This is a genomic window from Helicobacter macacae MIT 99-5501, from assembly GCF_000507845.1.
GTDB classification, from domain to species: Bacteria; Campylobacterota; Campylobacteria; order Campylobacterales; family Helicobacteraceae; genus Helicobacter_B; species Helicobacter_B macacae.
Genome location: NZ_KI669454.1, coordinates 938,221 through 963,445, shown reverse-complemented (window position 1 = coordinate 963,445; position 25,225 = coordinate 938,221). Strand labels below are relative to the sequence as shown.

Here is a 25,225-nt window from a genome sequence, read left to right as displayed (position 1 = left end):
TTGCTAAAATTCTATCAATACTTCTAAAAACTAACCTCCAAAATAAAATCCAAAAACTAAAAAAGGTAAAAAAATGGCAAAAAAATCTAGCCTTTTTGAATGTCAGCATTGTGGTTGGCAGACAACAAAATGGCTTGGAAAATGCGGAGAATGCGGTAGCTGGGATAGTTTGATAGAGCTAAACCAAGTCCAAAAAGAGTTTATCAAAACACAAAATAGCGCAATCTCTACTAGCGGGCTAAATAGCGCAAAAACTCCACTTCCTATCACGCAAATAAGTAGCGAGCAAAATCACTTTTTTAGCTCATTTGAGGAGGAGCTAGACATCGTGCTAGGTGGGGGAATCGTGCGCGGTGGGCTATATCTTGTGGGTGGTAGTCCGGGAGTTGGAAAATCAACACTTTTGCTAAAAGTCGCAGGCAATCTCGCCAAAAACTCACACAATGTGCTGTATGTGAGTGGTGAGGAGAGTGCTGGACAGATACGACTTCGAGCGCAACGACTTGGCGCGATTCACAATCAGCTATTTTTGCTAAATGAAATAAACCTAGATTCTATCAAATTTGCCCTCCAAAATGGTGCAAAACAAGTGGAATCAAAAAATCCAAATGATGAAAATCATAAAGGTGAAAAAAGTCAAAAGCATACAAAAGATTCCGCTGGATTTGATTTGTGCATCATTGATTCTATTCAGACGATTTACTCGCCAAATGTAGCTTCTGCTCCGGGTTCTATAAGTCAAGTGCGTGAGATTACATTTGAGCTTATGCGACTTGCCAAAGAAAACAATATCAGCATTTTTATCATCGGGCATATCACAAAAGAGGGTAGCATAGCGGGGCCTCGCGTGCTAGAGCATATGGTGGATTGCGTGTTGTATTTTGAGGGGGATTCTAGCAAGGAGCTAAGGCTGCTTAGAGGGTTCAAAAATCGCTTTGGCACGACTAGTGAAATCGGCATCTTTGAGATGAGTGCAGATGGCTTAAAAAGTGCCAAAGACGCTTCTAGGGCATTTTTTACACGCAAAAAAAGTGTGGCAGGGAGCGCGGTTAGCGTGATTTTGGAGGGCTCTAGGGCGTTAGTGATTGAGATTCAAGCATTGGTAAGTGAGAGCTATGGCAATCCACGGCGACAATCCACAGGCTTTGATAGCAATCGGCTAAATATGCTCCTAGCCCTGCTAGAGCGCAAGCTAGAGATTCCACTAAATCGATATGATGTGTTTGTCAATGTCGTGGGCGGGATAAAGATTAGCGAGACTAGCGCGGATTTGTGTGTGGTGGCTGCGATTATCTCTAGCTTTCGCAATCGTCCTTTGGGGATAGAGAGTGCTTTCATCGGCGAGGTAAGCCTAACAGGCGATGTGCGTGAGGTAGGCAACCTTGAAGTGCGACTAAAAGAAATGCAAAGCTATGGGCTAAAAAAAGCGATAGTCCCAAAAATACCGAGCTTTCAAACCGCTATCAAATGCTTTGCTGTAAGCGAAGTGAGCGAAGTGCTTGAGCGAATGTAAAATGCGAATATAAAAAATGCAAATTTTTGACACAAAAACCTAGCCATATTCTTAAAAAAAATTTTTACAAAATCTACTTCTTTTTTGACAAAGCGCGGGGTGTGATTTTTGTGGCTTTTGCTTCTTTTTTTACTTGCACTTCTATGACAGAGGCAGAATCTAATGCCTTTTGAGGTAGTATCATTCTATCAAGTGGGGCATTTGTCGGCACCATAGGCAAGACATTTTCAAACCTATCTATCACCACATCAATAATGCAGACTTTTTTGGATTCTATGGCTTTTTTTAGCGTGGGGGCAAAATCCTCTTTGGATTCTATGCGAAATCCTACCGCGCCAAATGACTCTGCTAGGGCGACAAAATTTGGCTGCAAGCTCAAATCGGTGTGAGAAAATCTATCCTCATAAAAAAATGTCTGCCATTGTCGCACCATACCCAAGTAGTTGTTGTTTAGCACGATATTTATCACAGGGATTTGATTTTCTACGCAAGTCATCAACTCTTGGATATTCATCAAAATACTGCCATCGCCACTAATGTTGAAAATATGCTTTTTTGGTTGTGCGAAATATGCTCCCATAGCCGCAGGCAAGCCAAAACCCATAGTCCCTAGCCCACCACTTGTAAGCAGCTCTCTTGGCATACTAAATGGATAAAACTGCGCCACCCACATTTGGTGCTGTCCCACATCGGTAGAAACTATCGCTTTACCATAAAAATTCTTGCCTAGCTCTTGGATAATCCATTGAGGCTTTATCGTGATGGCAGAATCATTAAAAAACATAGGATTTGCACTCATATACTTGCCTAAATGCTTTCGCCACTCATCGTAGTTTGTAGCACTTAGCGTATTTTTATCCTCTGTGCTTTTTTGTGGCAAATCTGTGGAATCTAGCAAAGTCAAAATCTCTTTACAAGCTAGCTTTATGTCTCCAACTATTGGAAAATCTATGTCAATGATTTTGCCAATAGAACTTGGGTCTATGTCAATATGAGCGATTTTGGCACTTCTAGCAAACTCACTAACCTTGCCTGTAACCCTATCATCAAACCTCGCTCCTAGTGAGATAAGCAAATCGCACTCACACATTGCCATATTTGCCGCATAGCTCCCGTGCATTCCCACCATTCCTAGCAAAAATGGATTGCTAGATTCTAAGCAACCGCGAGCCATAAGCGTCTCTACACAGGGAATCCCTAGCCGTGAGACTATCTGCCTTATCTCCTCGTGTGCTTGCCCTAGCACCGCGCCTCCACCTATGTATGCAAGCGGTCTTTTTGCATAGCTTAGGGCTTCTATTAGTTTTTTTACTTGGCGAGAATTTGGCTTTAGCGTGGGCTTATAAGTTCGCAGGGCGACTTCTTTAGGATAGACAAACTCTCCAAATTTGGCTGAAATGTCCTTTGGAATGTCAATCAGCACAGGTCCAAATCGCCCACTTCTTGCGATATAAAACGCTTCTTTTATGATTCTAGGCAAGTCTTTTATGTCTTGGACTAGGTAGTTGTGCTTGGTGCAAGGGCGAGAGATTCCCACTGCATCGATTTCTTGGAACGCATCTGTGCCGATTTGGCTTGTGGGGACTTGCCCGCTTATGACTACTAGAGGGATAGAGTCCATATAAGCCGTAGCGATACCTGTAACGGCGTTTGTAAAGCCCGGTCCTGAAGTGATGATAGCCACGCCTACTTTGCCACTAGCGCGTGCGTATCCGTCTGCTGCGTGTATGGCAGCTTGCTCGTGCCTAGTCAAAATATGGCGGAAATGCTCTTGCTTGTAGATTTCATCATAGATATTTAGCACAGCCCCACCGGGATAGCCAAATATGACTTCCACACCCTCTAATCGTAGGGCTTCTATAAGCATTTGTGAGCCATTTAGTGATTTCGCCATTTTGTATCCTTGTAAGCGTTGGTTTGTGTGTTTTAGTTTTTTTGTTGTTTTTAGAAAATAGCGTTTGTTATTGTCCTTTTGCTTCAAAAATCGCTTGTATGCCCTCTTTTTCTAAGACTAGATTTTTGTCCTTTATGACAAAGTCTACCGAGCTATCAGAAAATAGCTGCAATATAGCACGCTCAATCTCCATAGCAGAGGGGTCGCAAAGCATTTTTGTAGCACCTGTGGAGGAGCTTTGGATTTTGTTTTTTTGGATTTTTAGATTCCCAAAAAACAGATTACACCCCGCATAGCCATTGAATTTTTGGTCATCCACTGTGATAAAGACTTGCTTTTCGCTATTTGTAGGGTCGATGGGGTTGCCATCCACACTTAGGGTTATTAGATTCCAAGTGTTGTAAATTCTCATATTTTCTTCCTTGCAAGCACTCATATACAAGGCACTTAGCGCGATTGCTAGGGAGAACAATTTTAATGATTTCATAGCTATTTCCTTAAAGATTTTGTTTGTAGCTCTTTTTATGTGTGCATAAGGCAAGCATTATGCTTTGCCTTGATGATTTTTAAGATGATTTTTAGCCTAGAATCTATCTGCCAAGCTATCAAATAGACTAAACTCAAACGCTTGTCTTTTATTGACATTCAGCATAAAAGCTTGACATTTTGGACTTTACTAGCGTGATTTAGTGCCAAAACCCACAAAAACACTTATGCACTTTTTTGGATTTTGCAAAAATCAAATCTAAGACAAAATCAAACAAAACACCATTTGTAGTGATTTTTGGATTCTAAGCCTTTTGTGGCTTGCAAACCCTTAGGCTAGACTACTCGCCGATAGGACGCTTAGGATAGCAAAAGCGATAACCTCTCCTGCGCACTGTTTCTATCGTAGAGATATTTAGCACCTTATCCATTTTTTGGCGGATTTGGTTGATAGCCACTTCAATGACATTTGGCGTAACAAGCTCTGGCTCTTCCCAAATCGCATCAAGTAGTTGCTCTTTTGATACGATTTGGTCGCGCTGTCTTGCAAGGTGGGTTAGCACTTCAAATGGCTTGCCTTTTACTTCGATTTCCTCGCCTTTGTAAGTAACGCGCTCTTCATCAGGATTTATCACTAAGTCTTCTATCTCTATGACACTTGTCCCAAAAAATCTAAGTCTAGCTTGGATTCTAGCCAAAAGCACAGAAAAATCAAATGGCTTTGCCAAAAAATCATCTCCCCCATTGCCAAACACAGATACTTCTTGCTCGGGTCTTGCCTTGCTAGCCATAACAATCACAGACACGCGTGGCGAGCGCGACTTCACTTCGGTAAGTAGCTCTATGGCATTGCCGTCTTTTAGCTTGTAGTTAGCAAGCACCAAGTCATAATTGCGAATGCTGACATAATACAAACTATCTTTCAAACTCTCTGCAATGTCTGTTTGATAACCATTGGCGTTGAGCGATTCGCTAAGCGACTTGCTAAGAGCCGCATCATCTTCTACTACTAAAATGCGCATTTTAAACCTTCCTTTTGTTAGTTTGTTTTGTTGTTAGCTTATTTGGTTGCCCTATCAGCTTTTATCTAGCCTTTTTGCTATGCTTTTTATTTGGCTTTTAAAAGCTTTTTTGGCTTAAATTTTATCGGCAGATTATAGCAAACTTTTAGGAAATTTTCAGCTAACTTTTATGAAAATTTTATAATTTTTTAAAGTTTTTCTAAGGAGTGGTTTTTGTGTAGTTTTTTTTTGTAAAAAAATATTAAGGAATATTTATTGTATGTATACAAAAAAATGAGATTTTGCAAAATCTAGGCAAAAACTTGCTTACAAAAACTCAAATTATAAAAATCATCACGCAATGATAAAATTTTATACTCTTAGAATATTTCATCAAATTTTTTTGCAAAAAGTTTTTATAAAATGCCACAAAAATTCTTAAAAATTCAAAAAATTTGTTTTGGCAAAAGCAGATATATTCCCTAAAATACGATATTTCGTGCAAAAAATACAATAGTAAATATTGATTAAATACTTAGTTAATATTAAGTAAATAATTAGTAAATGTTAAGTAAATATTAAGGTTTATTTCACTACAATGCAGGCACAAAATCATTAGCTAATCTAAAAACGAGCTAGTGATAATGAGCGAGCATAAGGAGCATAATATGTTAGACTCAAAGAAATTCATTGTGGCAGTATCTGTCGTAGCTATCGTATTTGTATGCGGTATATGGCTAGGATTTGCCCTCAATGACAACAAAATCGCAACCGAGCGCAAACTCTCTATCAATCAAGAAGTAGAAGTGCGCTCTAAAGCAGAACCAGATACTTTCAAAGCAAAGATTCGCATTCAAGGAAGCAACGCATTGCGTGCGCTATCTAAGCTAAATGATGAGCAAAGCGAAAGCCTCGTGCAAACTTTTAATGCTGTCTCTAGGCTGATAAAAGCAAACAAAGAGATTTGCTCAGGTGGTAGCTATGGATACTCTCCAGAAGTGTATTATGAGCGCAATAGACGCAAAGTAGGATTTAGCGCGTATCAAGAAATCGTGTGCAGCTTTGGTAGCGAGCAAAAATCTGCTTATGAGAAACTACTCAAAGCTGTCGGCGTAGAAGTAGGTAGAAATGCACTGCTTACGCTTCCTATATTGCCAATACAAGCCATAATCACGCCAGAGCAAATCGATAAAAGCACACAAGAGATGCGCACAGAGCTACTAAAAAAAGCGCAAGGTGTTGCCAAACAATACTCTAAAGCATTGAAGCAAAATTGCAATATTGAGGATATAAGTTTCCAAGAAGTTGGCAATACTAAGCCACAAGCGCGAAATGGCGTTATGGCTATGAGTGCAGAAACTCCATCATCAAAAGTAGCACCAAATGGCGTATCACTCCCCACAACCAAAGAAGAAGACTTGGTGCTAAGCGCAAACTTCATCATAGGGTGTATGGCAAAATAGCTCCTTCTAAATAGCTGCATAAAAGCACCGTGATTCTAGTCGATTCTAGTATGTGATGGCTAGAATCACGCAAAAATCGCATAAAATATCTCTTTTGCCACTTCTTTTTTGCTTAGACTTTTTACTTAAACTGCTTAAACTCTTTTTGATTCTATGCTTTATCATTTCTGTTTGATTTTACATAAGAATAGCTTGGGAGTGGCTAGCTTATTTTTTATTTTATCCCTAGTGAGACAACCTTTTTGAATCCCTCTGCCACAGATAAATCACTTCTGCGGACCTTGTCCTTTGGGGCACAAAAAAGAAAACCAGAAGTAGGATTTGGTGTGGTTGGGACAAACACCCACAAAAATTCCCCTCTCTCATTTGACTCTTCTTTGGTGATAAATCCTATGACTTCTTGCTCTCCTAGCTTTATATAGCCCACGCCTAGATATTGCTTGTCATTGCCTCCAGAAAACATTTTTACCATATCTTTAATGACATTGTATATAGAAGCTATAAATGGGATTTTGCCGATGAAAAACTCCGAAATCTTTAGCAAAATAAAGTCTTTTTTCTTCTCTAGCAAATGCCCACTATATAGCAAAATCCCTAGCAAAATCACAAGAATCGCAATAGTTGCAAACATATTATGCTCGGTAGTGTCAAAAATCGCCCCGATAATATGCGCAATAAAATCATAAGCAAATTTTAAAAGCCATAGCAAAATAATAATAGGCGCGAGGGCTAATAACCCCCTGCCTATAAGTGTAAAAAAGCTGCTAAAGCAATGCGAAATAATATTTTTGTCTTTGGTGGGGTTTGTAGAGTGTGGCTGTTTTTGCTGATTTGTGTTTGTTGGCTGCATTGTGCATTCTCCTTGTAAAGATTCTTAATATTTTAGCTTGATTTTGGCTCTAGCTATTTTGCGAGTCCATTTGCTTGTGGACTTTTGCTTACGCACACATTTGTTTGCGTGGCATTTACTTGCGTGGTAGATATATCGCATTTTTGTGGGATTATTTTATGCTTTGAAGTGGCAAAATAGCCAAGTGGCAAAATGGCGATAAAAAGGCACAAACACCAAAATCAACGCTCGCAAACTCCGCGTAGCAAAAGACTAAAAACGCAAAAAGAAGCAAAACTTTTGCAGATTTTAGAATATTTTTAGGCACTTTGAAGTATATTACACTTTTTATTTTGGAGTGGATTTTGATAATCTAAAATCCAAAATGACACAAACATAACAAACACTACTAGCAAAGGCACACAGATGAGAGATGTTCCAAATCATTTTTCAAACCATTTTTTAAGTTTGAAAGATTTTAGCAAATCACAACTATATGATATGCTCTCTCTAAGCCTAGCCCTAAAGTCTCTCTGCCAAAATGCAAAATCCCTATCAAAGCCTATCACGCCACAAGCACTTGGCATAAAAAACTCCCCCCAAAATCCACCTACTTTAGCACTTATCTTAGAGAAGCCCTCCACGCGCACTAGAGTTAGCTTTGAAGCGGGAGTGTATGAGCTAGGTGGCAAAGCCATAATCCTAATGGGCAAAGACACGCAAATGGGGCGAGGAGAGCCGATAAAAGATAGTGCAAGAGTGATAAGCTCTATGGTGGATATTATCGCTATTCGCACATTTTCTCAAGAGGGGCTAGAGGAGTTTGCCCTCCACTCAAGCGTGCCTGTGATAAACGCGCTCACAGACTTATCTCACCCACTGCAAGTAATGGCAGATATGCTTACAATGATAGAGTGCGGAATCTATTTGGAGGATTTTGCTCCACATTTTGAGGAGTTTTGCAAGCAAAATCTACAACAAGAAGCACTAGATTTCATAAAATCACAAAATCCACTGCCAAAGAGGATTTGCCCCCCGATAGTTTGCTACATAGGCGATGGCAACAATATGGCTCACTCTTGGCTAAAGCTAGCTTGCATTTTGGGATTTGAGCTACGATTGCTATGTCCGCAAAAATACGCCCCAGATGAAAAAATCATCGCCCTAGCCCAAAATCTAGCAAACAAGTCAAATGCCAAAATCCGCGTAGAGATTATTCCCTCAAATGCCGATAAAGTCGCCGTGCAAGACGCACTAGAATCTGTGGCAAAAGATGCAGGTGTGCTTACGACTGATACTTGGATTTCTATGGGGCAAGAGGAGGAGAAGCAAAGCAGAATCAACGCTTTTGAGGGCTTTTGCATTAACCAAGCGTTAATGCAAAAAGCACATAGTAACGCAATATTTTTGCACTGCCTGCCTGCGTATCGAGGCTATGAAGTAAGCGATGAAGTCATAGAGGGAGCACAATCGCGCGTATGGCAGGAAGCAAACAATCGCCTACACATTCAAAAAGGAATAATGCTATGGCTACTAGCAAAAAAATAACATTGGCAGATTTTTTTGATAGCGAAAATTTCATCAAGGCTTCAAAGATTTCTAGCACGCAAATCCTGCTAAATGTCCAAAAAAAGAGACAAAATAGCGAGCAAAAAGACGAAAATCAACCAACCTCTTTTGCTAGCCAACCAACCGCGTTTAATAGTAAAGAAGCGTGGTGGATACAAGATGAGGAGGGCGAGCAATACCTCTTACTTCCGCACTCTGTGCTAAAAAAAGTCCTATCTGCTATTGAGGGAATCAATGAAGAAAAACTCCTACTAGAGCTTGGGAGAGATGTCATACAAAGCGCACCTATTGATTTTGATGATGTTATGGCGGTAGCGATTGATAGAATCGAATCAAAAAGACTAGATGATGGCTCATTGCCACCACATATCAACACAAAATCTATCATCAGCGAAATCAAAAAATCACACCCAAATTTGTTTTTCAACATTGAAACGCATTTCTTGCGAAAAAATCTCTAAACCACTTTGCGCCACAACTAAAAATCTAGCAGGAAATCCAAGTAGGAGAATCTAGCGTAATGACACAAAACATAGATTTTGCCAAATTTGCCAAATACTCCAAATCCGCCCCGCGATACACAAGCTATCCTACTGCAGTGGAGTTTGGAGCGGATTTTGGCTATGAGGATTTGAGGGAATCATTTAAGCGAAATGACAGCTATGACACACAAGAGGATAGGCTTCCACTCTCACTATATGTGCATCTGCCATTTTGTCAAAGTGCGTGCTATTTTTGTGGGTGCAATGTCATCTATACAAGCAAGCAAGACAAAAAAGACAGGTATATTTCATACTTGCAAAAAGAGCTAGCGATTTTATCCACACTTATGGATACTTCACGCGAAGTAGTCCAGCTACATTTTGGTGGTGGAACGCCGACATTTTTTGATTCTACACAGCTAATCAAAGTCATCACTCTCATAAAAGATACATTCCCAAACTTCGCACCAAATGCAGAGATAAGCTGCGAAATCGACCCTAGACACTTTGAAATCTCACAAATGAATGCACTAAAAAAGGGTGGGTTTAATCGCTTAAGTTTTGGGGTGCAAGACTTTGATGAAGCAGTGCAAAAAGCAGTGCATAGATTTCAAAGTGTAGAGCTAGTAAATGAAGCGATAAACATTGCTAGAAAGAGCGGGATAAATTCTGTGAATTTTGACTTAATCTATGGTTTGCCAAAGCAAACGCTAGATAGCTTTCTATCCACACTTCAAAAGGTAGTATCTCTTAGCCCTGATAGATTAGCGATATTTAACTACGCGCATATCCCGTGGCTAAAAAAGACTATGCGCAAAATCGATGAAAATGACTTGCCAAGCCCACAAGAAAAGCTAGAGATTCTAAAAAACACCATTGATTTTTTGGGCAAAAATGGCTATGAAATGATAGGTATGGACCACTTCGCAAAAAAAAGCGATGAGCTATACATAGCAAAGCAAAATGGCGAATTGCGGCGCAATTTTCAGGGCTACACCACACGCGGATTTTCCCAAACAATAGGCATAGGGCTAACTTCCATAGGCGAGGGGAAAGACTACTATGCCCAAAATGTCAAAGATTTGGCAAGCTATGAGAATGCGCTAGATGAGGGGAGAATCCCCATTGAGCGAGGTATAAAGCTATCAAGTGAAGACATACTACGCAAAGAAGTCATTATGGGGCTTATGAACAACCTAAAGCTAGATTTTGATAGTATCGAGAAATCTCACAATATCAACTTTAGAGTGCATTTTGCTAGCGAACTAGAAAGACTAAAAGAATACGCAGATATAGGTGTGCTAGAGATAAATGATAAGGGGCTATATCCCACACCCACAGGTGGGCTACTTATCCGCAATATCGCAATGGTGTTTGATAGCTACTTGCGCTCCCTACCCCAAGAAAAGCGAGTGTTTAGCAAGACGATATGATAGACTTTACTCAAACTTCAAACGCCTGTGTCAAATGTGGCAAATGTATCCCTTACTGCACGATTTATCGGCTAAAGCGTGAGGAGGTTACCTCCCCGCGCGGATATTTAGACCTCATCGGTGCATACAAGAGGGGCGAACTGCCATTGCAAAAAGATTTTAAAAATATGCTAGAATCTTGCTTTTTATGCACTACTTGCGTGGACTTGTGCCCATCTCATCTCCCCATAGACTCCGCCATAGAGAAAATCCGCATAGACATAGCGCAAAAATATGGAATCGCGTGGTATAAAAGGCTATATTTTTTCTTGCTAAAGCATAGAAAACTTATGGATTTTGTGTTTAGCTTTGCCTACTTTGTCGCTCCGTGCGCATTCAAAAAAGTCGATGGCGGAAACAAAATCTTTTTTAGCAAACGCGTGGTGTTTCCCTTTGTCAAAAAAAGTTTTTTGCAAAAATATCGTGGCGAGATTTTGCCAAATCATAAAAATGAAAATCTGCAAAAAGAGCAAAATCTAGCGCAAAACCCCGCACACAAGGCAGGGGATAACCTAGCGCAAAATCATACACAAAATCTAACCCAAAGCCACGAGCAAAAGCCCGCCCAAAATCTAGCACACAATAAAGTCGCTATTTTTATCGGCTGTCTTGCCAACTACAACTACATAGAGGTGGGAGAAAGCCTGCTTAAGATTTTGGGGCATTTGGGGATAAAAGTCCTTGTGCCTGCCCAAGAGTGCTGTGGTGCACCTGCATATTTCACAGGCGATATTGGCACTGTGCTTCATCTCATCAAGCGCAATATTGAGCTTTTTGAGAAGTTTATCGATGAAGTAGATGCTATCCTTATCCCAGAGGCGACTTGTGCAGCTATGCTTATGGTGGATTGGGCTCACGCGCTAAATGCAGAACCAAATGTAAATGAGCGCGAAAGGTGGCAAAAAAGACTTGCAAACCTCACACCCAAAATGTCTATGGCAAGCAAATGGCTACAAACGCATACAAACCTAGAATCTATTTTGCACAAAAATCCTGCTTCCTCTCTAAAATCTCTCACTTATCACGACCCTTGCCACGCCAAAAAAGTGCTAAAAGTGCATAAAGAGCCACGCGCGCTACTTAGTGCAAACTACGAGATACGCGAGATGAGCGAGCCTGATAGGTGCTGCGGGTTTGGCGGGGTAAGTATGCAGCTAGATAGGTATGCCCTCACACTACAAGCTGGCAAGCCAAAAGCAGAGATGATAGCCCAAAGCGGTGCGAAAATCATTAGCGCGGAGTGCTCTGCGTGCCGAATGCAAATCACAAATGCTATGTCTCAAAGCAATGTCAAAGCGAGCTTTGCTCACCCACTTGAGCTAATCGCACAAAATCTAGACTAAGATTTTTATGCGATTTTTTTTTAGTGGATTTTGTGCTTTTTAGATGAAGTTTGCTTAAAATTTTTGAGTAAAACTACTATTGAATCTACTATGTGAATCTATCATTTAGAAAAAATCTAATGAAAGAGATTCTAATATTTTACAATCTGTGTGCGCTAGCAGTGCTTTTTCTCTTTTTTCTCTTTTTTTTGTTATCTTTTTTTGTTGCCACAAAATCTCATAACTTTTCTCTAAAAAACCTAAAATCATTTCGCTTGTCAAATAAAAGCTACTTATCAAACAATTTGCAAAATCCGCGATTAAAAACTCCACCCAAAAATTCTCAAAAAAATTCTCAAAATTTTTTAGGAATTTACATTGCCCTATTTTGCGTGATTTTTTGTGATTTTTTCTCATTATTGAAAAAATATTGATAATTATGCGAGTTGTTGTTAATTTTTGTTTAAGCAAATTTTTTTTACAATTCGCGCATTTTATAATTTCTAAAGCGATTCTCAAAATCTTTAGGATTATAAGACTATCAAAACCCAAAAGGACACACGATGAAAGCAAACACTGCAAACACCATTTCTAGCACATTTCAAGCGACACCACTTCAAAAGCAAACATTCCAATCAACACCACTAAAAACACTTCAGCGCGAAAACTCGCACAAAATCCCGCACAAAGCCACGCTCGCTCTAGCTTTTACCTGCGCTTTTAGCACTGCAGCACTAGCACAGATTGCAGATTCTAGCGTAGATTCTAGCCAAAGCCCAAGTTCTCAAACACCACAAGAATCCACACCCCACAACACCGCAAAAGACAACGCCTACAATGCCGCCCAAAATCCAAAAGACTATGCCTCCTTAGACTATTCCTCTTTGCAAGCGCAGGATTTGGGCAAAGTTTCAGCTACTGCCAAAGGATTTGAATCAAGGCTAGATGAGCTAAATCGCAATGTCTATATCATTGACAAAGACACGATTGAGCAAAAGGGATTTAAGAGCACCGAAGAGATTTTTAGCTATATCCCATTTATCACGCGCAATTCTATCGGACTAGGGAGCAATCTAGACTTGCGCGGACAAGGCTCATCTGCCAATGTCAATGTCCAAGTCCTGCTAAATGGCATAAATCTAAATATGCTAGATTCTAGCCACGGCGTTACACCTATAAACACTATCGCCCCGAGCGATATTGAGCGCATAGAAGTCTTGCCCGGTGGCGGGGCGGTTATGTATGGCAATGGCACGCGTGGAGGCGTGATAAATATCATTACCAAAAGACGATATGAGAAATTCTCCCCAAGTGTTGGCATAAGCTATTCAGGTGTGCCAGAAATATTAGGGGGGGGGGGGCAAGTATAAAAACCTATATGGCGATATAAATGCGGATGTAAGGTTTGCAGGCAAAATCACAAAAGGGCTTTATTATGGAGTTAGCGGGAGATTTCTACACAAAAGGGGTAGCCGCATAGGCGATAAAAGCGATGCCTACAATGTCGGTGGGAATCTTATGTGGGACATTACGCAAAACCATTCACTTGGCTTAGAGGCGAGCTACTTTCAAGGATATATTACCACTACGCCAAATCTGCTATTTCGCTTAGGAAGCGCAAATGGACAATCTAGTAGCACAGATAATTCACCTGATAAATCCAAGCGATATGATAGCGGACAAGGTAGCATAAAAACCAAACAAGATAGAATCGATACCGCACTTACTTATGATGCAAAATTTGGTGAAAATCATAAATTCCAAGCAAAAGCATTTTTTCACTATCTAAAAAACAAATACGATACAAATCTGCAAGATATTTGGTATGCACGAGGCAATACAAGTATGTGGGTGCAGGACTTTTCTCAAAGTGGTTCATACTTTGTCGATGAAAAAATCGGGCTAAATCTACGCTACGATTGGAAGCATTATAAAGGATTGCTTATTGTTGGGCTTGATTCTGTTTATAATATAGGGGAGCGATTTTTGTCGCTGTATTATGATGTGCCTTTGATGCCTACAAATCCCAATATGCGAATGAATCACTATCTCTACACACCAATCCTAGCAAACAAATGGACAAATTCTCTCTATGCGATTGAAAAATTTGACTTTACGAAGCGGTTTTCTCTCACACTTGGTGCAAGGTATGAAAACGCCAACTACACAGGAAAAAGACGATATTCTAGCAATATGGGAATGTCTATGACAAACACATACCCCGCAAGCCCTACCCCAAGCTATAATACCACGCGTCCTGATAAAGCCATAAACGATAATATCTCAAACTACGCCTTAGAGCTAGTGCCAAACTACAACTTTGGCGCAGGCAATGTCTATGCCAAGTATGAAAAAGGATTTCGCTCGCCAAACCCTGATACCCTCACAGGAGTGGCAGGCGGACGATATGTAGACTCCAATGTCAAAAGCGAGCAATATCACACATTTGAAGTGGGTAGCAAATCTCAAATCGGCAAATATGTTTTTCTCTCTGGCTCGGCTTTTTATACCCTTACCCAAGATGAGCTATACAACTACGGAAGTGCGCACTCTGGCTTAAGTGGCTTTGGCTATCGCAACTACGACTTGACACAAAGAGCGGGTGTGGAGATTTTCTCAAAGCAAGAGTTTTTTGGACAATCATTGAGATTTAGTGAGAGTTTTACTTATGTCGATGCGAGAATCCTAAAAGGCACATTTGCTACTGATAACGCCTCTCGCTCAATGAATGGAGAGAGAATCCCATACACTTCCAACTACAAAGCCACAATCGGCATAAACTATGACTTTTCACGACACTTTGGAATCTGGACACAAAATTCATTTATCGGGGCGCAAAAAGACATAGCAGGAGGGACAATCAAATCATATAGTTTGACAGATTTGGGGCTTGATATGCGATTTGGGGATTTTAGCGCGACTTTTGGTGTGCGAAATGTGTTTGATACGGTATATTTCTCATACTACAACTCTGATGCTAGCGACCCAACAATCGGCAATAGCTACCTCTACGCAAAAGGGCAAGAAGTGTTTTTGGATTTGCGCTATGCGTTTTAAGTAGAGTTTTTGATAGCTTAGATTTTTGGTTTTTTATGGAGGGGGTTTTGGTGTATTTTGTGGGTTTTGGGCAAATTATATAAAGAAGTTTTTAGAAACAATACAAAATATTGCAAAAAAGATTTTTTTAAGTCGAGGGGAATCTATCTAAAAGCATACCAACGATAGATTTGAGAGATTTAAGGGTTGCTACGATTCTAGTTTTTAGACTAGAATCGCATTTGTAGCAATGGTAGCGATTGAAAGATTGCTTACTTTTAATCTGCTTTGCTTTTATTCTGCTTTTATTTATTTTGCTTTATTCTTGCTCTGCGCCATACCCCGCCCTAATTTATTTTGACTTACTTTTTACTTGACTTGTTTTGCTTTATCAAGCTAAACCTGCCCCGCCCACTTTAGCTTGACTTTGCTTCCAACTTGATTTTGCTTTGAAACAATATACTAGCCACCAAACCCACTGCTTTTGCTTGGTGTGCCACCCTTTGTGCCACCTTGAGAGCTACCAAAAAATCCTCCCTTTGCATTGCTTGGTGTGCCTCCTCTTGCCCCGCCCGCAGAATTTGACTTACCAAAGCTATTTGCACTTCGTTCATAGGCTTGAGGGGATTTGTATGTGCGCTGTTTGTTTTGCTGGTAGTTTGGGTTGTTAAACAGCTTGTTGCCGATATAGCTCCCTAGCATTGCGCCTGCTGCGCTTGCTAGGATTGCCCCTCCTAGTCCTAGCCCGCCGCTTTCTCCACCGCTTGGATTAGCCGTGAGCGCACTTGTGCCGTTGTCTATTTTTTGCTCTTCTTCTTTTAGTAGTTTTTGGATTTCCTCATCGCTTAGCACACGCTCATTGCCCGAAGTGTCGCGCACGACAATGTGGGTTTTGCCACTTGGATATTCCTCTAGCACTTTGTAGCTACCGTCTGCTTGCTGCTCTAGCAAGACAAAAGCACCTTGCTTGATTGCTTGGCTTGCTTGTGGATTTTGCTCGCTTGGGTTGTTTATATCACAGCCTGCAAACACTCCTACCACAAGCGCACTCACGCCACCTATCATCGCAAAATCTGAAATCTTGCGCAAATATTTTTTGTTAGCCATATATTTTTTGCTCATTTTTTCTCCTTAAAAATTAAACTACCAAAAATTAGAGTGCCAAAGCTATAATCAGCTTTTTATTTTATCGGCTCATAGATAAAAGGCACAGCTTCTATTAGATTTGAATCCCCTAGCTTTTTGGTTATGGCAGATACTTGCGAAGTGTATTCTTGCTTTTGTGGGCTCGCTTTGTGTGTAGTGGCATAGACACTTCTTAGCAACGATATTTGCTCTTTTGGGGTTTTGGCTGATTTGATTTTGGAGATAATCTCGGCAGACTTTTGCAAAGAATCCTGCCCTAGAAAACTTACTAGCACCATTACTACTGTGCCTTTTGCTAGCTTTGATTCTATCTGTGCTAGCTCTTGCTGACAATGCACGCACATAGGGTCAGAGACAATGTAAGTGATTTTGTTGCTAGCACCTTGCAAACGAATAGCATAATCCTGCGGAATCGAAGCAAAAAGTTTATCAAGTGTCGCTGCGTTTTGAAGTTTGAAATTATAAGCGTTGGCTTTTTCTAGCTGTGTGGCGACAAACTTGGCATCTTCTTTGTCGCCAAAAAACGCCATAGGTGCAATCATAGATTTTTGCTTCTCATCGGTTATGATTACGCTTTGGTAGCCGTTTTTGGTGTCTTTTACCACTAGCAAAAACTGCTTAGAGCCTTTAAGTGGCTCAAAAGAAATAACCTCAAACTTCGCTCCTGTCTGTCCCTCAAGCACTTTTATGGTGTCTTCTTTCACTCCTGCACTAAGCGGAAGTGCAAAAACACCGCATAAAAAAAAGATTTTAGATATTCTTGTCATATTAGCTCCTTAAATAGTAGAAAATAACGCAACATATTGCCACAAAAAACAAAATATTTATGAAATAACATAGGCAAAAATACTTGAAAAACGCGCAATGGTTACGAAATATAGCTTATATCTAGCCACAATAAAGTGAAGTAAAAAACAAAAAATAGATTTACTAAAAAATAGCTTTGCAAGATTTGCTAGAATCTATATAAATTCCCAAGCAATATGAAGCGATATGAAGCGATATGAAGTAAAAAAAAAGTAAAAACTAATGGCTAGCAAGTTTGATTTTACCACAAACTTGCTAGCACAACTTTTGCAGTCGTGCTAGCCTAGTCAAAATCCAAAAATGTGCTTAAAATTCTTAAAATCCATAGATGACTTTAAGCACACAAAAACCTCCTAGAAAAATCCTAGTTTGTTTATACCATAGCTTACGAGCAGATTTTTGGTTTGCTGATAGTGCTCAAGCACCATTTTGTGTGTTTCGCGCCCGATACCGCTTTGCTTGTAGCCACCAAATGCCGCGTGCGCTGGGTATGCGTGGTAGCAGTTTGTCCATACGCGCCCTGCTTTTATGCCTCGCCCGAAGCGATATGCGCGGTTTATATCGCGAGTCCACACACCACTGCCAAGCCCATAAATCGTGTCATTTGCGATTTCTAGGGCTTCTTTGTCATCTTTGAAAGTAGTGAGTGCGAGCACGGGACCAAAGATTTCTTCTTGGAAGATTCTCATTTTGTTATGCCCTTTGAAAATGGTGGGCTTGATATAGCAACCGCCTGATAGCTCACCACCGCGATTGTCTCTCTCGCCACCGATAAGGCACTCCGCACCCTCTTTTTTGCCTATGTCTATGTAGTTTAGGATTGTTTTGATTTGATTTTCATCGACTTGCGCGCCCATCATTGTTTCTGGGTCTAGTGGATTGCCTAGCTTGATAGCTTGCACGCGCTTTAGCACTCTTTCTATGAATTTATCATAGATTTTCTCACTCACAAGTGCGCGAGATGGGCAGGTGCAAACTTCGCCTTGATTGAAAGCAAAGAGCACAAGCCCTTCGATTGCTTTGTCAAAATACTCATCTTCAAAATCCGCAATATCCTCAAAGAAAATATTTGGCGATTTGCCTCCTAGCTCCAAAGTCGAGGGGATAATATTTTCTGTGGCAAACTGCATAATCTGGCGTCCCACACTTGTAGAGCCTGTGAAAGCGATTTTGGAGATTTTGGGGCTTGTGGCGAGCGTCTTGCCGATTTTGCCACCGCTTCCGTTGATGATATTTACCACGCCATCAGGGAGCAAGTCGCCGATGATTTTAAATAGCACCAAAATACTTGCAGGCGTAGGGCTAGCAGGCTTTATCACTATGCAGTTCCCTGCGGCAAGTGCGGGGGCTAGCTTCCACGCTGCCATTAGCAGTGGGAAATTCCAAGGGATTATCTGCCCAACAACGCCTAGTGGCTCGTGGAAGTGATAGGCAATCGTGTCAGAATCTATCTCGCTTATCGCGCCCTCTTGCGCCCTTAGCGCACCTGCGAAATAGCGAAAATGGTCAGCCGCCAAAGGAATATCCGCATTTAGCGTTTCACGGATTGGCTTGCCATTATCCCAAGTCTCTGCGTGCGCAATTAGCTCGAGATTATCCTCGATTCTATCAGCAATTTTTAGCAGGATTCTTGCTCGCTCTTGTGGGCTTGTGTTTGCCCATTTGTCCTTTGCTTTGTGTGCTGCATCAAGCGCGTTTTGTATATCTTTATCGCTTGAGAGAGGCACTTTACATAGCACTTCGCCCGTGATTGGGGTTTTGTTCTCTACATATTGTCCATCCACAGGGGCGACCCATTTGCCACCGATATAGTTCTCATATTGCTTGTCAAAGACATTTGCAATGGTTTTGTATTTGCTCATTTTGAGCCTCCTTTTTGGGGTAATATTCTAGGCAGATTGTCTTGCTTTTTGGCAAGATTCTCCAAAACCTAGTAAGGTAATATAACTCTCTAATAATAAACGATTTTATAATTAAGGCAAAAAATTATGTGAAATTTTTGTGCTTTGTTACAAAAAGTGATATGAGTAGTCAAAAAGCGAGTTTGATTCCCAAAAATAGCGATAAAACGCCACCTAAAATGCGCAAAAAAATGAGAATCTTAAAAAAAATAATGCCTAAACTTCCCCTCTCTAGATTCTCACATTTTTGCGTTAGAATCCAAAAATTTAGCCACTATACAATCCCGCTTACAAACACCACCAAAATCACAAGCGGAATCACATATTTGACATAGGCAAACCACAGCCTAACGATTTTGGGACTATCGCAACCCTTTTTTAGCTCATCTTTTGCATCTTCTCCTAGCACCCAGCCGACAAATATACTTGCCAAAAGTGCGGTAAGGACAAAGAAAATATTGCCACTGACAAAATCAAAAGTATCAAAAATATTTCTGCCAAAAATGCTAACTTCCCTCCACGCTCCATAAGATAGCACACAAGGGAGATTCCCGCATACAAAAGTCGCACTAAGGACAACAATCGTAGCAAGTTTGCGACTAAGTCGTAGCTTTTCTTGCGCAGCGGTGATAAGCACTTCATATAGCGTGATAGAAGTAGTAAAAGCTGCGATAAGAAGTAAAGCAAAAAACACAGCCCCTACAAATGCGCCAAATGAGATATGAGAAAACACCACAGGCAACACCTCAAAGACAAGCTTGGGACCAGAATCAGGCTCTAATCCAAAGCTAAAAAGAGATGGAAAAATCATAAATCCTGCCAAAAGCGCGATAATGGTGTTTAAAATCCCTGTGCTAAGCGCGGTTTTTAGTAGATTTTCGCTTTTATCAAGGTATGAAGAAAGCGTAATCATCACACCAAATCCAAGCGATAGAGCAAAAAATACCTGCCCCAAAACAGCGATAAAAAGTTTGGGAGAAATCTTGCTAAAATCAGGCATAAGATAAAACTTCACACCCTCTAGCGCACCGGGCATTGTGAGATTTTTTGCTGCTATACCGATGAGAAAAATAAAAAGCAATGGCATAAGCACTTTCATTGCTTTTTCTATGCCATTTGAGATTCCCTTGCTTAGCACAATATAGTTTAGCCACACAAACACAAGCGTATAAATCGCCACCATAAGCGGACTATACTCAATGGATTTTAGGTAAAACTCACGCGTGCTCTCCGCACTAAGAGGGGAGGCGACATTTAGCCCACCACTTATTAGATTCCACAAATAAGTCAAGACCCAACCACCAAGCACCATATAATACGCAATAATCCCAAAGCAACCAATAAGCCCCATAATTCCTGCGACTTTCCAAACGCGTGAAAAATCTTTGCGTTGCACAGAGGGACTAAAAGCATCCAAAGAATTTGTATGTGCTCTCCTGCCGATGACATTTTCTACCAAAATCATCGGTATGCCGATGACAAGCATTGCGATGATAAACACAAGCACATACGCACCACCTCCATTTTCTCCCACAAGATAGGGGAATCTCCAAGTCGCTCCAAATCCGATAGTCGCTCCTGCGACGGTTAGGACATATATAAAGGTGTTTGACCAAGTGTGGCGATTATTTGTGGTTTGTTTTGACATTGTTAAAAATCCTTAAGTTGTGAGTTTGCTGTGGGTTTTGGCATTGGTGGCTTATGATTGTATTTTCTACCCAAAGAGGAGCAGTTTAGCACACATCGCCAAACACACGATAACCACGAGGGGCTTAATGATTGTGATTCCATAGCGCAGGGCGAGCTTTGCGCCGATATTTGCGCCCACAAACTGCCCCAAAGCCATAGCAATCCCAACCGCAAACAAAATATGCCCAAACGCCATAAACACAAGCACGGAGGCGAGATTGGTAGCGAAGTTATACAGCTTGGCTTGGGCTAGCGCGTCTTTTATGCCAAAATTGCCTAGCGAGATGAGGGCTAGCATCAAAAAAGAGCCCGTGCCCGGACCAAAAAATCCATCATAAAATCCTATGCCGCCGATGCTAAGCGCAAGGATAGCCTTGCGTGAAATTCTAGAATCTAGAGTGCTTATCGCGCCTTGCTCTTGGCTAGATTGCTTGATTTTTGGGGAAAAAAGAAAATACAGCGCGAAAAAGATAAGCAAAAAGGGGATTGCCTTGCGCAAAAAATCTGCATTGATTGCCTGCACGAGCAGTGTGCCGCACAGCGAAAACACAAAGGCAAAAAGCACAAAAAGCGCGCACTTAGGCAAGTGCAAATGCCCCTTTTTGTAGAAGTGCAGTGCCGCACTAAAGCTCCCAAAAACCGCTTGGAATTTGTTTGTCCCTAGTGCCTCGTGCGGGGGGATTCCCGCCATATAGAGTGCTGGGATTGTTATCATTCCCCCACCTCCTGCGATACTATCGACAAACCCCGCTACAAGCGCGACAAGAGCGAGTAATAAAAGAGTGGTAATGTGAAAATCAAATGCCATTTATGGATTGTCCTTGTGTTTTAGCGTAGTGAGATTTTGTCGCTAATATTCTCACGCAAAAAGCTAAAAGGTGGGAGCGGCAGGGGAAGTGCGATAGCATTTGTGTTGCCACTATGGATAGAATCTAGCTCTTTGCCATTTTCTAGCAGGATTTTTTCAAATCGCATATAGTATTTTTCGCCCTCTTTGTAGATTTCGCCAAAAGAGCCTTTTTGCTCAACTAGCTTAGAATCTAGTGGGGCGACTATTTCTTTTGCTTCGCCTGCGCGGATAGTATGCCTGCACAATGCTAGCTCGCCACACTCACTCACTTCGGCATTTACTTGATAGCTACCCTCGCTTATAGCTGTGAAGTGGTTTTGTGTATCTAGTCTCTCAAATGGTTTTCGCACCAAAAATCCATCTGTAAATCCACGATTTTTAAGCGTGTGTAGCTCATCTTGGTAGACTTGCGGGCGAAAGATTCCGCACTCATAGTCGCGCAAAGCCATAGCATAAGTGCGAGCAGTGATACCTGCATAATAAGTGCTTTTGGTGCGCCCCTCGATTTTTAGCGCGGATATGCAATCGCTATCAATGATTTCTTTTATGTGGCTAGCGAGGTTTAAATCTTTTGAGTTAAAAATATGTGTGCCAAATCCCTCTTCCTCTTGTAAGCGCAAAAGCACGCCATTATCAGGGTTTTTAGCATAAAATTCCCTCTCATCAAATTCCACTAGCTCGCCACTATCTTTTGAGCGCACAAAATACTGATAGTCAAATCGGCAGTCATTTGCACAGCTTCCGCGATTTGGCATTCGCCCATTTTGCAGTGATGAGATAAGGCAACGACCAGAAAAAGCAAAGCACATACTTCCGTGTATGAAAATCTCTAGCTCCAAGTTTGGAATCTCTTTTTTGATGATGAGTGCGTCTTTTAGGCTTAGCTCGCGAGCAGCGACTATGCGCTTCACACCCATATCATAAAACACCTGCGCATCAAGGACATTTAGCACATTTGCTTGTGTGGATAGGTGGATAGGGATTTGTGGGGCTAGGCTTTTGCATAGTCTCACTATGCCGGGGGCTGCTACGATAAAAGCATCGGGCTTTAGTTCTGCCATTTTGCAGATATGAGATTTTAGCGATTCTAGTTGGGAGTTAAAAGGGAATCCATTTATGGTTACAAAGACTTTTTTGCCTCTTTTGTGTGCATAATCTATGCCATTTGCAAAATCCTTTAGCACAAATGCTTGCCCAGCACGAGAGCGCAAAGAAAACTGACTAGGACTGCCATACACTGCGTCCGCACCATAAGCTAGGGCGACTTTTAGTTTGTGTAGATTTCCTGCGGGGGATAGTAGCTGTGGGATTTTTGACTTGGTGGTGCTAGATTTTGGCTTTGTTGTGTCGCTAGATTTTATTTTGTGGGAGCTACTAGAATTTTGCATTTGTGTATTTTATGCTTAGTGAAGTATACAATCTTAGCTGATATTATTGATTTTGGACTAGCTTTTTGCGCCAAATGAAGCGATAAGGCTTTCGATTTCTTCAGCGTTTGCTACATCGGCATTATCATCGCCTTGTATATACACCGCACTTGATACGCGCTTGCTATCATCGATTTTGCTTTCAAATAGTGAGTTCATATATTGTGCCAAAGCACGCATTACATTGATTACGCGCTCGATTCGCTGGCGATTTATGTCTTGGAACTGCATTATATCCATTGCTTGTAGCATAGCATCAGAGCAAGCATTTGCGCCGTCTATGATTTTAGCCACACTTTCTTTGGCTGTTTTTGTTTGCTCGCAAGACTCTGCAAACGCTTTGACATTTGGGAATTTTGCCGTGAGTTTGACAAACATTTCTTCTTGCTTTGCTAGGTATTCTTTGAGAGATTTTGCGGCTTTGGCGACATCATCGGCATTTGCACCGATAATGTCTAGCTGGTCAAACACCTCACCTGCTTTTGCCTCCGTATCACGCGTAACATCATCAAGCTGATGAACGACTTTGTGGTCTTTGTTTGGTGGAGGTGGGGGCCACTCTTTAGAAGCTTCCACGCGGAAATTATCATCGCTGAAGTTAGACTGCTCTTTTGATGAAGCAGAATCTAGCTCTGTATTTTCTGCGCTATCTGTGCTAGTGCTATCAGCACCTGCACTTACTAGCGCGTCTAATTCTTCTTGAGTCATTATCGCTCCTAACGAGAAGTTGCGCGATTATACCATTTTTTTGGGGAATTTGTGTGGATTTAGATTTTGTTTTGCAAAAGTTTGGGTAAGAATCTTGTGCCGATATTGTCGGTGTTTTTGTGGTTTTGCTAGGATTTTGGGATTTGTGCAAGCGTAAAAAAGTGTGTAAAAAAAAGCGTATAAAATAAGGAGGTAAAAAAGTGCAAAAATAAAAAGGCAGTTAAAAATAGATTAGCAAAAATGGTGCAAAAAGTTTTGCAACCTTTTGCACCCAAAACCCCCTCCAAAAATCTCAAAAAAAGATTTTCTAAAAGTTTTTTAAAATCCCCCGCAAAAGCCCACGCTCAAAGAAGCGAGGCAACACAAGTGCAAAAAGACAAAATCAAAAAGACTTAGAATTTCTTTTTGTCTGTGTCGTTTGCGATTTCTATGGCGATACCATTTACGCGCTTAGTAACCTCATTTGTGCTATTTGCCACTTGGAGATTTTGCTGCGTAACGCTCTCAAACTGCTCTATCGCTTCATTGATTTGTCCTAAGCCCTCTGTTTGCTCGTTGATAGATTCGCTCATCTCATTTACAGATTGCACTAGGATATTTACATTTGCTTCGATTTCGCTAAGTGAGCGAGTAGTTCGCTCTGCTAGCTTTCGCACTTCATCAGCGACAACGGCAAATCCTCGTCCGTGCTCACCTGCTCTAGCGGCTTCGATAGCAGCGTTAAGCGCAAGTAGGTTTGTCTGCTCGGCTATGTCTTTGATGACACTTACAATATTTTTTATGTCTTCGGCTTGTTGTGTGGCTTCGCCTGTCTTGCTTGCGACATTTTGCATAGAGGAGTTGATTTGCTCCACTGCTGCGGCTGTCTGCTCCACAGAGCTAGCTTGAGTTTGTGAGCCCTCTGTGAGAATCTGCATAGACTTGCTTAGCTCTTCAGCTTGGATTTTTAGCTCTTTTGCGAAGTTTGCAGATACCTTTAGCATATCCACGATAGAATCCCCTAGCTGATTTACGCTTACTTCTAGTCCTTGAGGATTGTCTATGCGCGGTGTGAAGTCATTTTTTTGGTAGGAAGCAAACACTCTTGCAGGATTTTCTAGATTGCCACCGACAAGGTTAAATAGTGCTTGAGACATTTCGTTAATCCTATCTTTTAGCGTATTTACTTGAGGATTACCTGTGTGTTGAGTGATTTTACTACCAAACCTACCAGCTTTTGCTTCCTCTACCATACTTACCACTTCTCTTATGACGCTTGCATCTTGCTCAAGTGTCTCTTGTGTGCGCTTGGTGTTTTCATTGAGTGCGATACCCATAGCACCGATTTCATCGCCTGCGACTATGATTTTTAGCGGTGCAGGAGGAGTGGTTGTTTCGTGATTTAGGTATTTAAAGAACTCTAGAAGTTTGCTTGAAACTTTGCCGATTCTCATTACTACGCGGGATTTGATATACCAAGATACAAGTAGTGCTATGGCGATAAGCGCGATGATACAGCCTAGCACGATGACATTTCGCAAATCTCTCACAGGCTTCATCACAGAATCTTCAGGTGCAGCCACCACCATACTCCAATATGTCCCACTTCCCGCTGCCACTTCAAATGAAGTGATACTAGCATAGCCAGAAA

At 41.2% G+C, this 25,225-nt stretch carries 20 protein-coding genes; 8 read left to right on the top strand and 12 right to left on the bottom strand.

Features of this window, described 5'->3' with window-relative positions:
- The first annotated feature begins 73 nt into the window (after nucleotides 1–73).
- The gene (radA, locus tag HMPREF2086_RS04230) at nucleotides 74–1,513 is read left to right on the top strand and encodes a DNA repair protein RadA (RefSeq protein WP_023927532.1); all 1,440 of its coding nucleotides are present in this window, start codon (nucleotides 74–76) and stop codon (nucleotides 1,511–1,513) included.
- A gap of 73 nt (nucleotides 1,514–1,586) precedes the next feature.
- Here radA and HMPREF2086_RS04225 read toward each other — a convergent pair whose 3' ends face one another.
- The 3 genes from HMPREF2086_RS04225 to hsrA all read right to left on the bottom strand — a co-directional run bounded on the left by HMPREF2086_RS04225 (nucleotide 1,587) and on the right by hsrA (nucleotide 4,915).
- Entirely contained in the window at nucleotides 1,587–3,407 is a 1,821-nt protein-coding gene (locus tag HMPREF2086_RS04225; RefSeq protein WP_023927531.1) for an acetolactate synthase large subunit, read from the bottom strand.
- A 67-nt stretch (nucleotides 3,408–3,474) separates the two neighbouring features.
- Nucleotides 3,475–3,894, bottom strand: coding sequence for an META domain-containing protein (locus HMPREF2086_RS10730; RefSeq protein ID WP_023927530.1), 420 nt, complete (start codon nucleotides 3,892–3,894; stop codon nucleotides 3,475–3,477).
- A 340-nt stretch (nucleotides 3,895–4,234) separates the two neighbouring features.
- Nucleotides 4,235–4,915 (bottom strand): homeostatic response regulator transcription factor HsrA, encoded by a 681-nt coding sequence (gene hsrA, locus HMPREF2086_RS04215; RefSeq protein WP_023927529.1) that lies wholly within the window; start codon nucleotides 4,913–4,915, stop codon nucleotides 4,235–4,237.
- A gap of 647 nt (nucleotides 4,916–5,562) precedes the next feature.
- On the opposite strand from hsrA, the gene HMPREF2086_RS04210 reads away from it, so the two are divergent.
- Nucleotides 5,563–6,357, top strand: coding sequence for an SIMPL domain-containing protein (locus tag HMPREF2086_RS04210; RefSeq protein WP_034560342.1), 795 nt, complete (start codon nucleotides 5,563–5,565; stop codon nucleotides 6,355–6,357).
- A 214-nt stretch (nucleotides 6,358–6,571) separates the two neighbouring features.
- Here HMPREF2086_RS04210 and HMPREF2086_RS04205 read toward each other — a convergent pair whose 3' ends face one another.
- On the bottom strand, nucleotides 6,572–7,207 hold the full coding sequence (locus HMPREF2086_RS04205) for a DUF502 domain-containing protein (protein ID WP_023927527.1): 636 nt from the start codon (nucleotides 7,205–7,207) through the stop codon (nucleotides 6,572–6,574).
- A gap of 405 nt (nucleotides 7,208–7,612) precedes the next feature.
- Between HMPREF2086_RS04205 and argF the strand changes: the two genes are divergently transcribed.
- The 6 genes from argF (at nucleotide 7,613) to HMPREF2086_RS04170 (ending at nucleotide 15,088) form a co-directional block, all read left to right on the top strand.
- Complete coding sequence (gene argF, locus HMPREF2086_RS04200; RefSeq protein WP_023927526.1) at nucleotides 7,613–8,734, top strand: ornithine carbamoyltransferase; 1,122 nt, start codon at nucleotides 7,613–7,615, stop codon at nucleotides 8,732–8,734.
- A complete protein-coding gene (locus HMPREF2086_RS04195; RefSeq protein ID WP_023927525.1) occupies nucleotides 8,713–9,216 on the top strand; it encodes a DUF2603 domain-containing protein in 504 nt (167 codons plus the stop codon). The genes argF and HMPREF2086_RS04195 overlap by 22 nt, the downstream gene beginning before the upstream one ends.
- A 59-nt stretch (nucleotides 9,217–9,275) precedes the next feature.
- Nucleotides 9,276–10,670, top strand: coding sequence for an oxygen-independent coproporphyrinogen III oxidase (gene hemN, locus HMPREF2086_RS04190; RefSeq protein ID WP_023927524.1), 1,395 nt, complete (start codon nucleotides 9,276–9,278; stop codon nucleotides 10,668–10,670).
- Nucleotides 10,667–12,052 carry a (Fe-S)-binding protein gene (locus HMPREF2086_RS04185; protein WP_023927523.1) on the top strand — a complete coding sequence of 462 codons (1,386 nt, stop codon included), beginning with the start codon at nucleotides 10,667–10,669 and terminating at the stop codon, nucleotides 12,050–12,052. The genes hemN and HMPREF2086_RS04185 overlap by 4 nt, the downstream gene beginning before the upstream one ends.
- A 542-nt stretch (nucleotides 12,053–12,594) precedes the next feature.
- Nucleotides 12,595–13,401 carry a TonB-dependent receptor gene (locus HMPREF2086_RS04175; protein ID WP_023927521.1) on the top strand — a complete coding sequence of 269 codons (807 nt, stop codon included), beginning with the start codon at nucleotides 12,595–12,597 and terminating at the stop codon, nucleotides 13,399–13,401.
- A gap of 148 nt (nucleotides 13,402–13,549) precedes the next feature.
- On the top strand, nucleotides 13,550–15,088 hold the full coding sequence (locus HMPREF2086_RS04170; protein ID WP_023927520.1) for a TonB-dependent receptor: 1,539 nt from the start codon (nucleotides 13,550–13,552) through the stop codon (nucleotides 15,086–15,088).
- Between the two features lie 441 nt (nucleotides 15,089–15,529).
- Here HMPREF2086_RS04170 and HMPREF2086_RS04165 read toward each other — a convergent pair whose 3' ends face one another.
- The 8 genes from HMPREF2086_RS04165 to HMPREF2086_RS12510 form a co-directional block, all read right to left on the bottom strand.
- Nucleotides 15,530–16,189: a UPF0323 family lipoprotein gene (locus HMPREF2086_RS04165; protein WP_023927519.1), complete on the bottom strand. Its 660-nt coding sequence runs from the start codon at nucleotides 16,187–16,189 to the stop codon at nucleotides 15,530–15,532.
- 59 nt (nucleotides 16,190–16,248) lie between these two features.
- Entirely contained in the window at nucleotides 16,249–16,980 is a 732-nt protein-coding gene (locus tag HMPREF2086_RS04160; protein ID WP_023927518.1) for a hypothetical protein, read from the bottom strand.
- Between the two features lie 393 nt (nucleotides 16,981–17,373).
- On the bottom strand, nucleotides 17,374–18,882 hold the full coding sequence (gene exaC / locus HMPREF2086_RS04155) for an acetaldehyde dehydrogenase ExaC (RefSeq protein ID WP_023927517.1): 1,509 nt from the start codon (nucleotides 18,880–18,882) through the stop codon (nucleotides 17,374–17,376).
- A gap of 313 nt (nucleotides 18,883–19,195) precedes the next feature.
- Nucleotides 19,196–20,569, bottom strand: coding sequence for a sodium-dependent transporter (locus HMPREF2086_RS04150; protein ID WP_023927516.1), 1,374 nt, complete (start codon nucleotides 20,567–20,569; stop codon nucleotides 19,196–19,198).
- 66 nt (nucleotides 20,570–20,635) lie between these two features.
- The gene (locus HMPREF2086_RS04145; RefSeq protein WP_023927515.1) at nucleotides 20,636–21,418 is read right to left on the bottom strand and encodes a TSUP family transporter; all 783 of its coding nucleotides are present in this window, start codon (nucleotides 21,416–21,418) and stop codon (nucleotides 20,636–20,638) included.
- A 20-nt stretch (nucleotides 21,419–21,438) separates the two neighbouring features.
- The gene (locus HMPREF2086_RS04140) at nucleotides 21,439–22,848 is read right to left on the bottom strand and encodes a peptidase U32 family protein (protein WP_023927514.1); all 1,410 of its coding nucleotides are present in this window, start codon (nucleotides 22,846–22,848) and stop codon (nucleotides 21,439–21,441) included.
- Nucleotides 22,849–22,905: 57 nt separating this feature from the next.
- Nucleotides 22,906–23,595: a hypothetical protein gene (locus HMPREF2086_RS04135; RefSeq protein ID WP_023927513.1), complete on the bottom strand. Its 690-nt coding sequence runs from the start codon at nucleotides 23,593–23,595 to the stop codon at nucleotides 22,906–22,908.
- 392 nt (nucleotides 23,596–23,987) lie between these two features.
- Complete coding sequence (locus HMPREF2086_RS12510; protein WP_408605732.1) at nucleotides 23,988–24,428, bottom strand: methyl-accepting chemotaxis protein; 441 nt, start codon at nucleotides 24,426–24,428, stop codon at nucleotides 23,988–23,990.
- Nucleotides 24,429–25,225 lie beyond the last annotated feature (797 nt).

Bases quoted from the DNA above. Each gene is read 5' to 3' on its own strand.
- radA (WP_023927532.1), top strand. From the start codon at position 74: ATGGCAAAAAAATCTAGCCTTTTTGAATGTCAGCATTGTGGTTGGCAG.
- HMPREF2086_RS04225 (WP_023927531.1), bottom strand. From the start codon at position 3,407: ATGGCGAAATCACTAAATGGCTCACAAATGCTTATAGAAGCCCTACGA.
- HMPREF2086_RS10730 (WP_023927530.1), bottom strand. From the start codon at position 3,894: ATGAAATCATTAAAATTGTTCTCCCTAGCAATCGCGCTAAGTGCCTTG.
- hsrA (WP_023927529.1), bottom strand. From the start codon at position 4,915: ATGCGCATTTTAGTAGTAGAAGATGATGCGGCTCTTAGCAAGTCGCTT.
- HMPREF2086_RS04210 (WP_034560342.1), top strand. From the start codon at position 5,563: ATGTTAGACTCAAAGAAATTCATTGTGGCAGTATCTGTCGTAGCTATC.
- HMPREF2086_RS04205 (WP_023927527.1), bottom strand. From the start codon at position 7,207: ATGCAGCCAACAAACACAAATCAGCAAAAACAGCCACACTCTACAAAC.
- argF (WP_023927526.1), top strand. From the start codon at position 7,613: ATGAGAGATGTTCCAAATCATTTTTCAAACCATTTTTTAAGTTTGAAA.
- HMPREF2086_RS04195 (WP_023927525.1), top strand. From the start codon at position 8,713: ATGGCTACTAGCAAAAAAATAACATTGGCAGATTTTTTTGATAGCGAA.
- hemN (WP_023927524.1), top strand. From the start codon at position 9,276: ATGACACAAAACATAGATTTTGCCAAATTTGCCAAATACTCCAAATCC.
- HMPREF2086_RS04185 (WP_023927523.1), top strand. From the start codon at position 10,667: ATGATAGACTTTACTCAAACTTCAAACGCCTGTGTCAAATGTGGCAAA.
- HMPREF2086_RS04175 (WP_023927521.1), top strand. From the start codon at position 12,595: ATGAAAGCAAACACTGCAAACACCATTTCTAGCACATTTCAAGCGACA.
- HMPREF2086_RS04170 (WP_023927520.1), top strand. From the start codon at position 13,550: ATGTGGGACATTACGCAAAACCATTCACTTGGCTTAGAGGCGAGCTAC.
- HMPREF2086_RS04165 (WP_023927519.1), bottom strand. From the start codon at position 16,189: ATGAGCAAAAAATATATGGCTAACAAAAAATATTTGCGCAAGATTTCA.
- HMPREF2086_RS04160 (WP_023927518.1), bottom strand. From the start codon at position 16,980: ATGACAAGAATATCTAAAATCTTTTTTTTATGCGGTGTTTTTGCACTT.
- exaC (WP_023927517.1), bottom strand. From the start codon at position 18,882: ATGAGCAAATACAAAACCATTGCAAATGTCTTTGACAAGCAATATGAG.
- HMPREF2086_RS04150 (WP_023927516.1), bottom strand. From the start codon at position 20,569: ATGTCAAAACAAACCACAAATAATCGCCACACTTGGTCAAACACCTTT.
- HMPREF2086_RS04145 (WP_023927515.1), bottom strand. From the start codon at position 21,418: ATGGCATTTGATTTTCACATTACCACTCTTTTATTACTCGCTCTTGTC.
- HMPREF2086_RS04140 (WP_023927514.1), bottom strand. From the start codon at position 22,848: ATGCAAAATTCTAGTAGCTCCCACAAAATAAAATCTAGCGACACAACA.
- HMPREF2086_RS04135 (WP_023927513.1), bottom strand. From the start codon at position 23,595: ATGACTCAAGAAGAATTAGACGCGCTAGTAAGTGCAGGTGCTGATAGC.
- HMPREF2086_RS12510 (WP_408605732.1), bottom strand. From the start codon at position 24,428: ATGCAAAATGTCGCAAGCAAGACAGGCGAAGCCACACAACAAGCCGAA.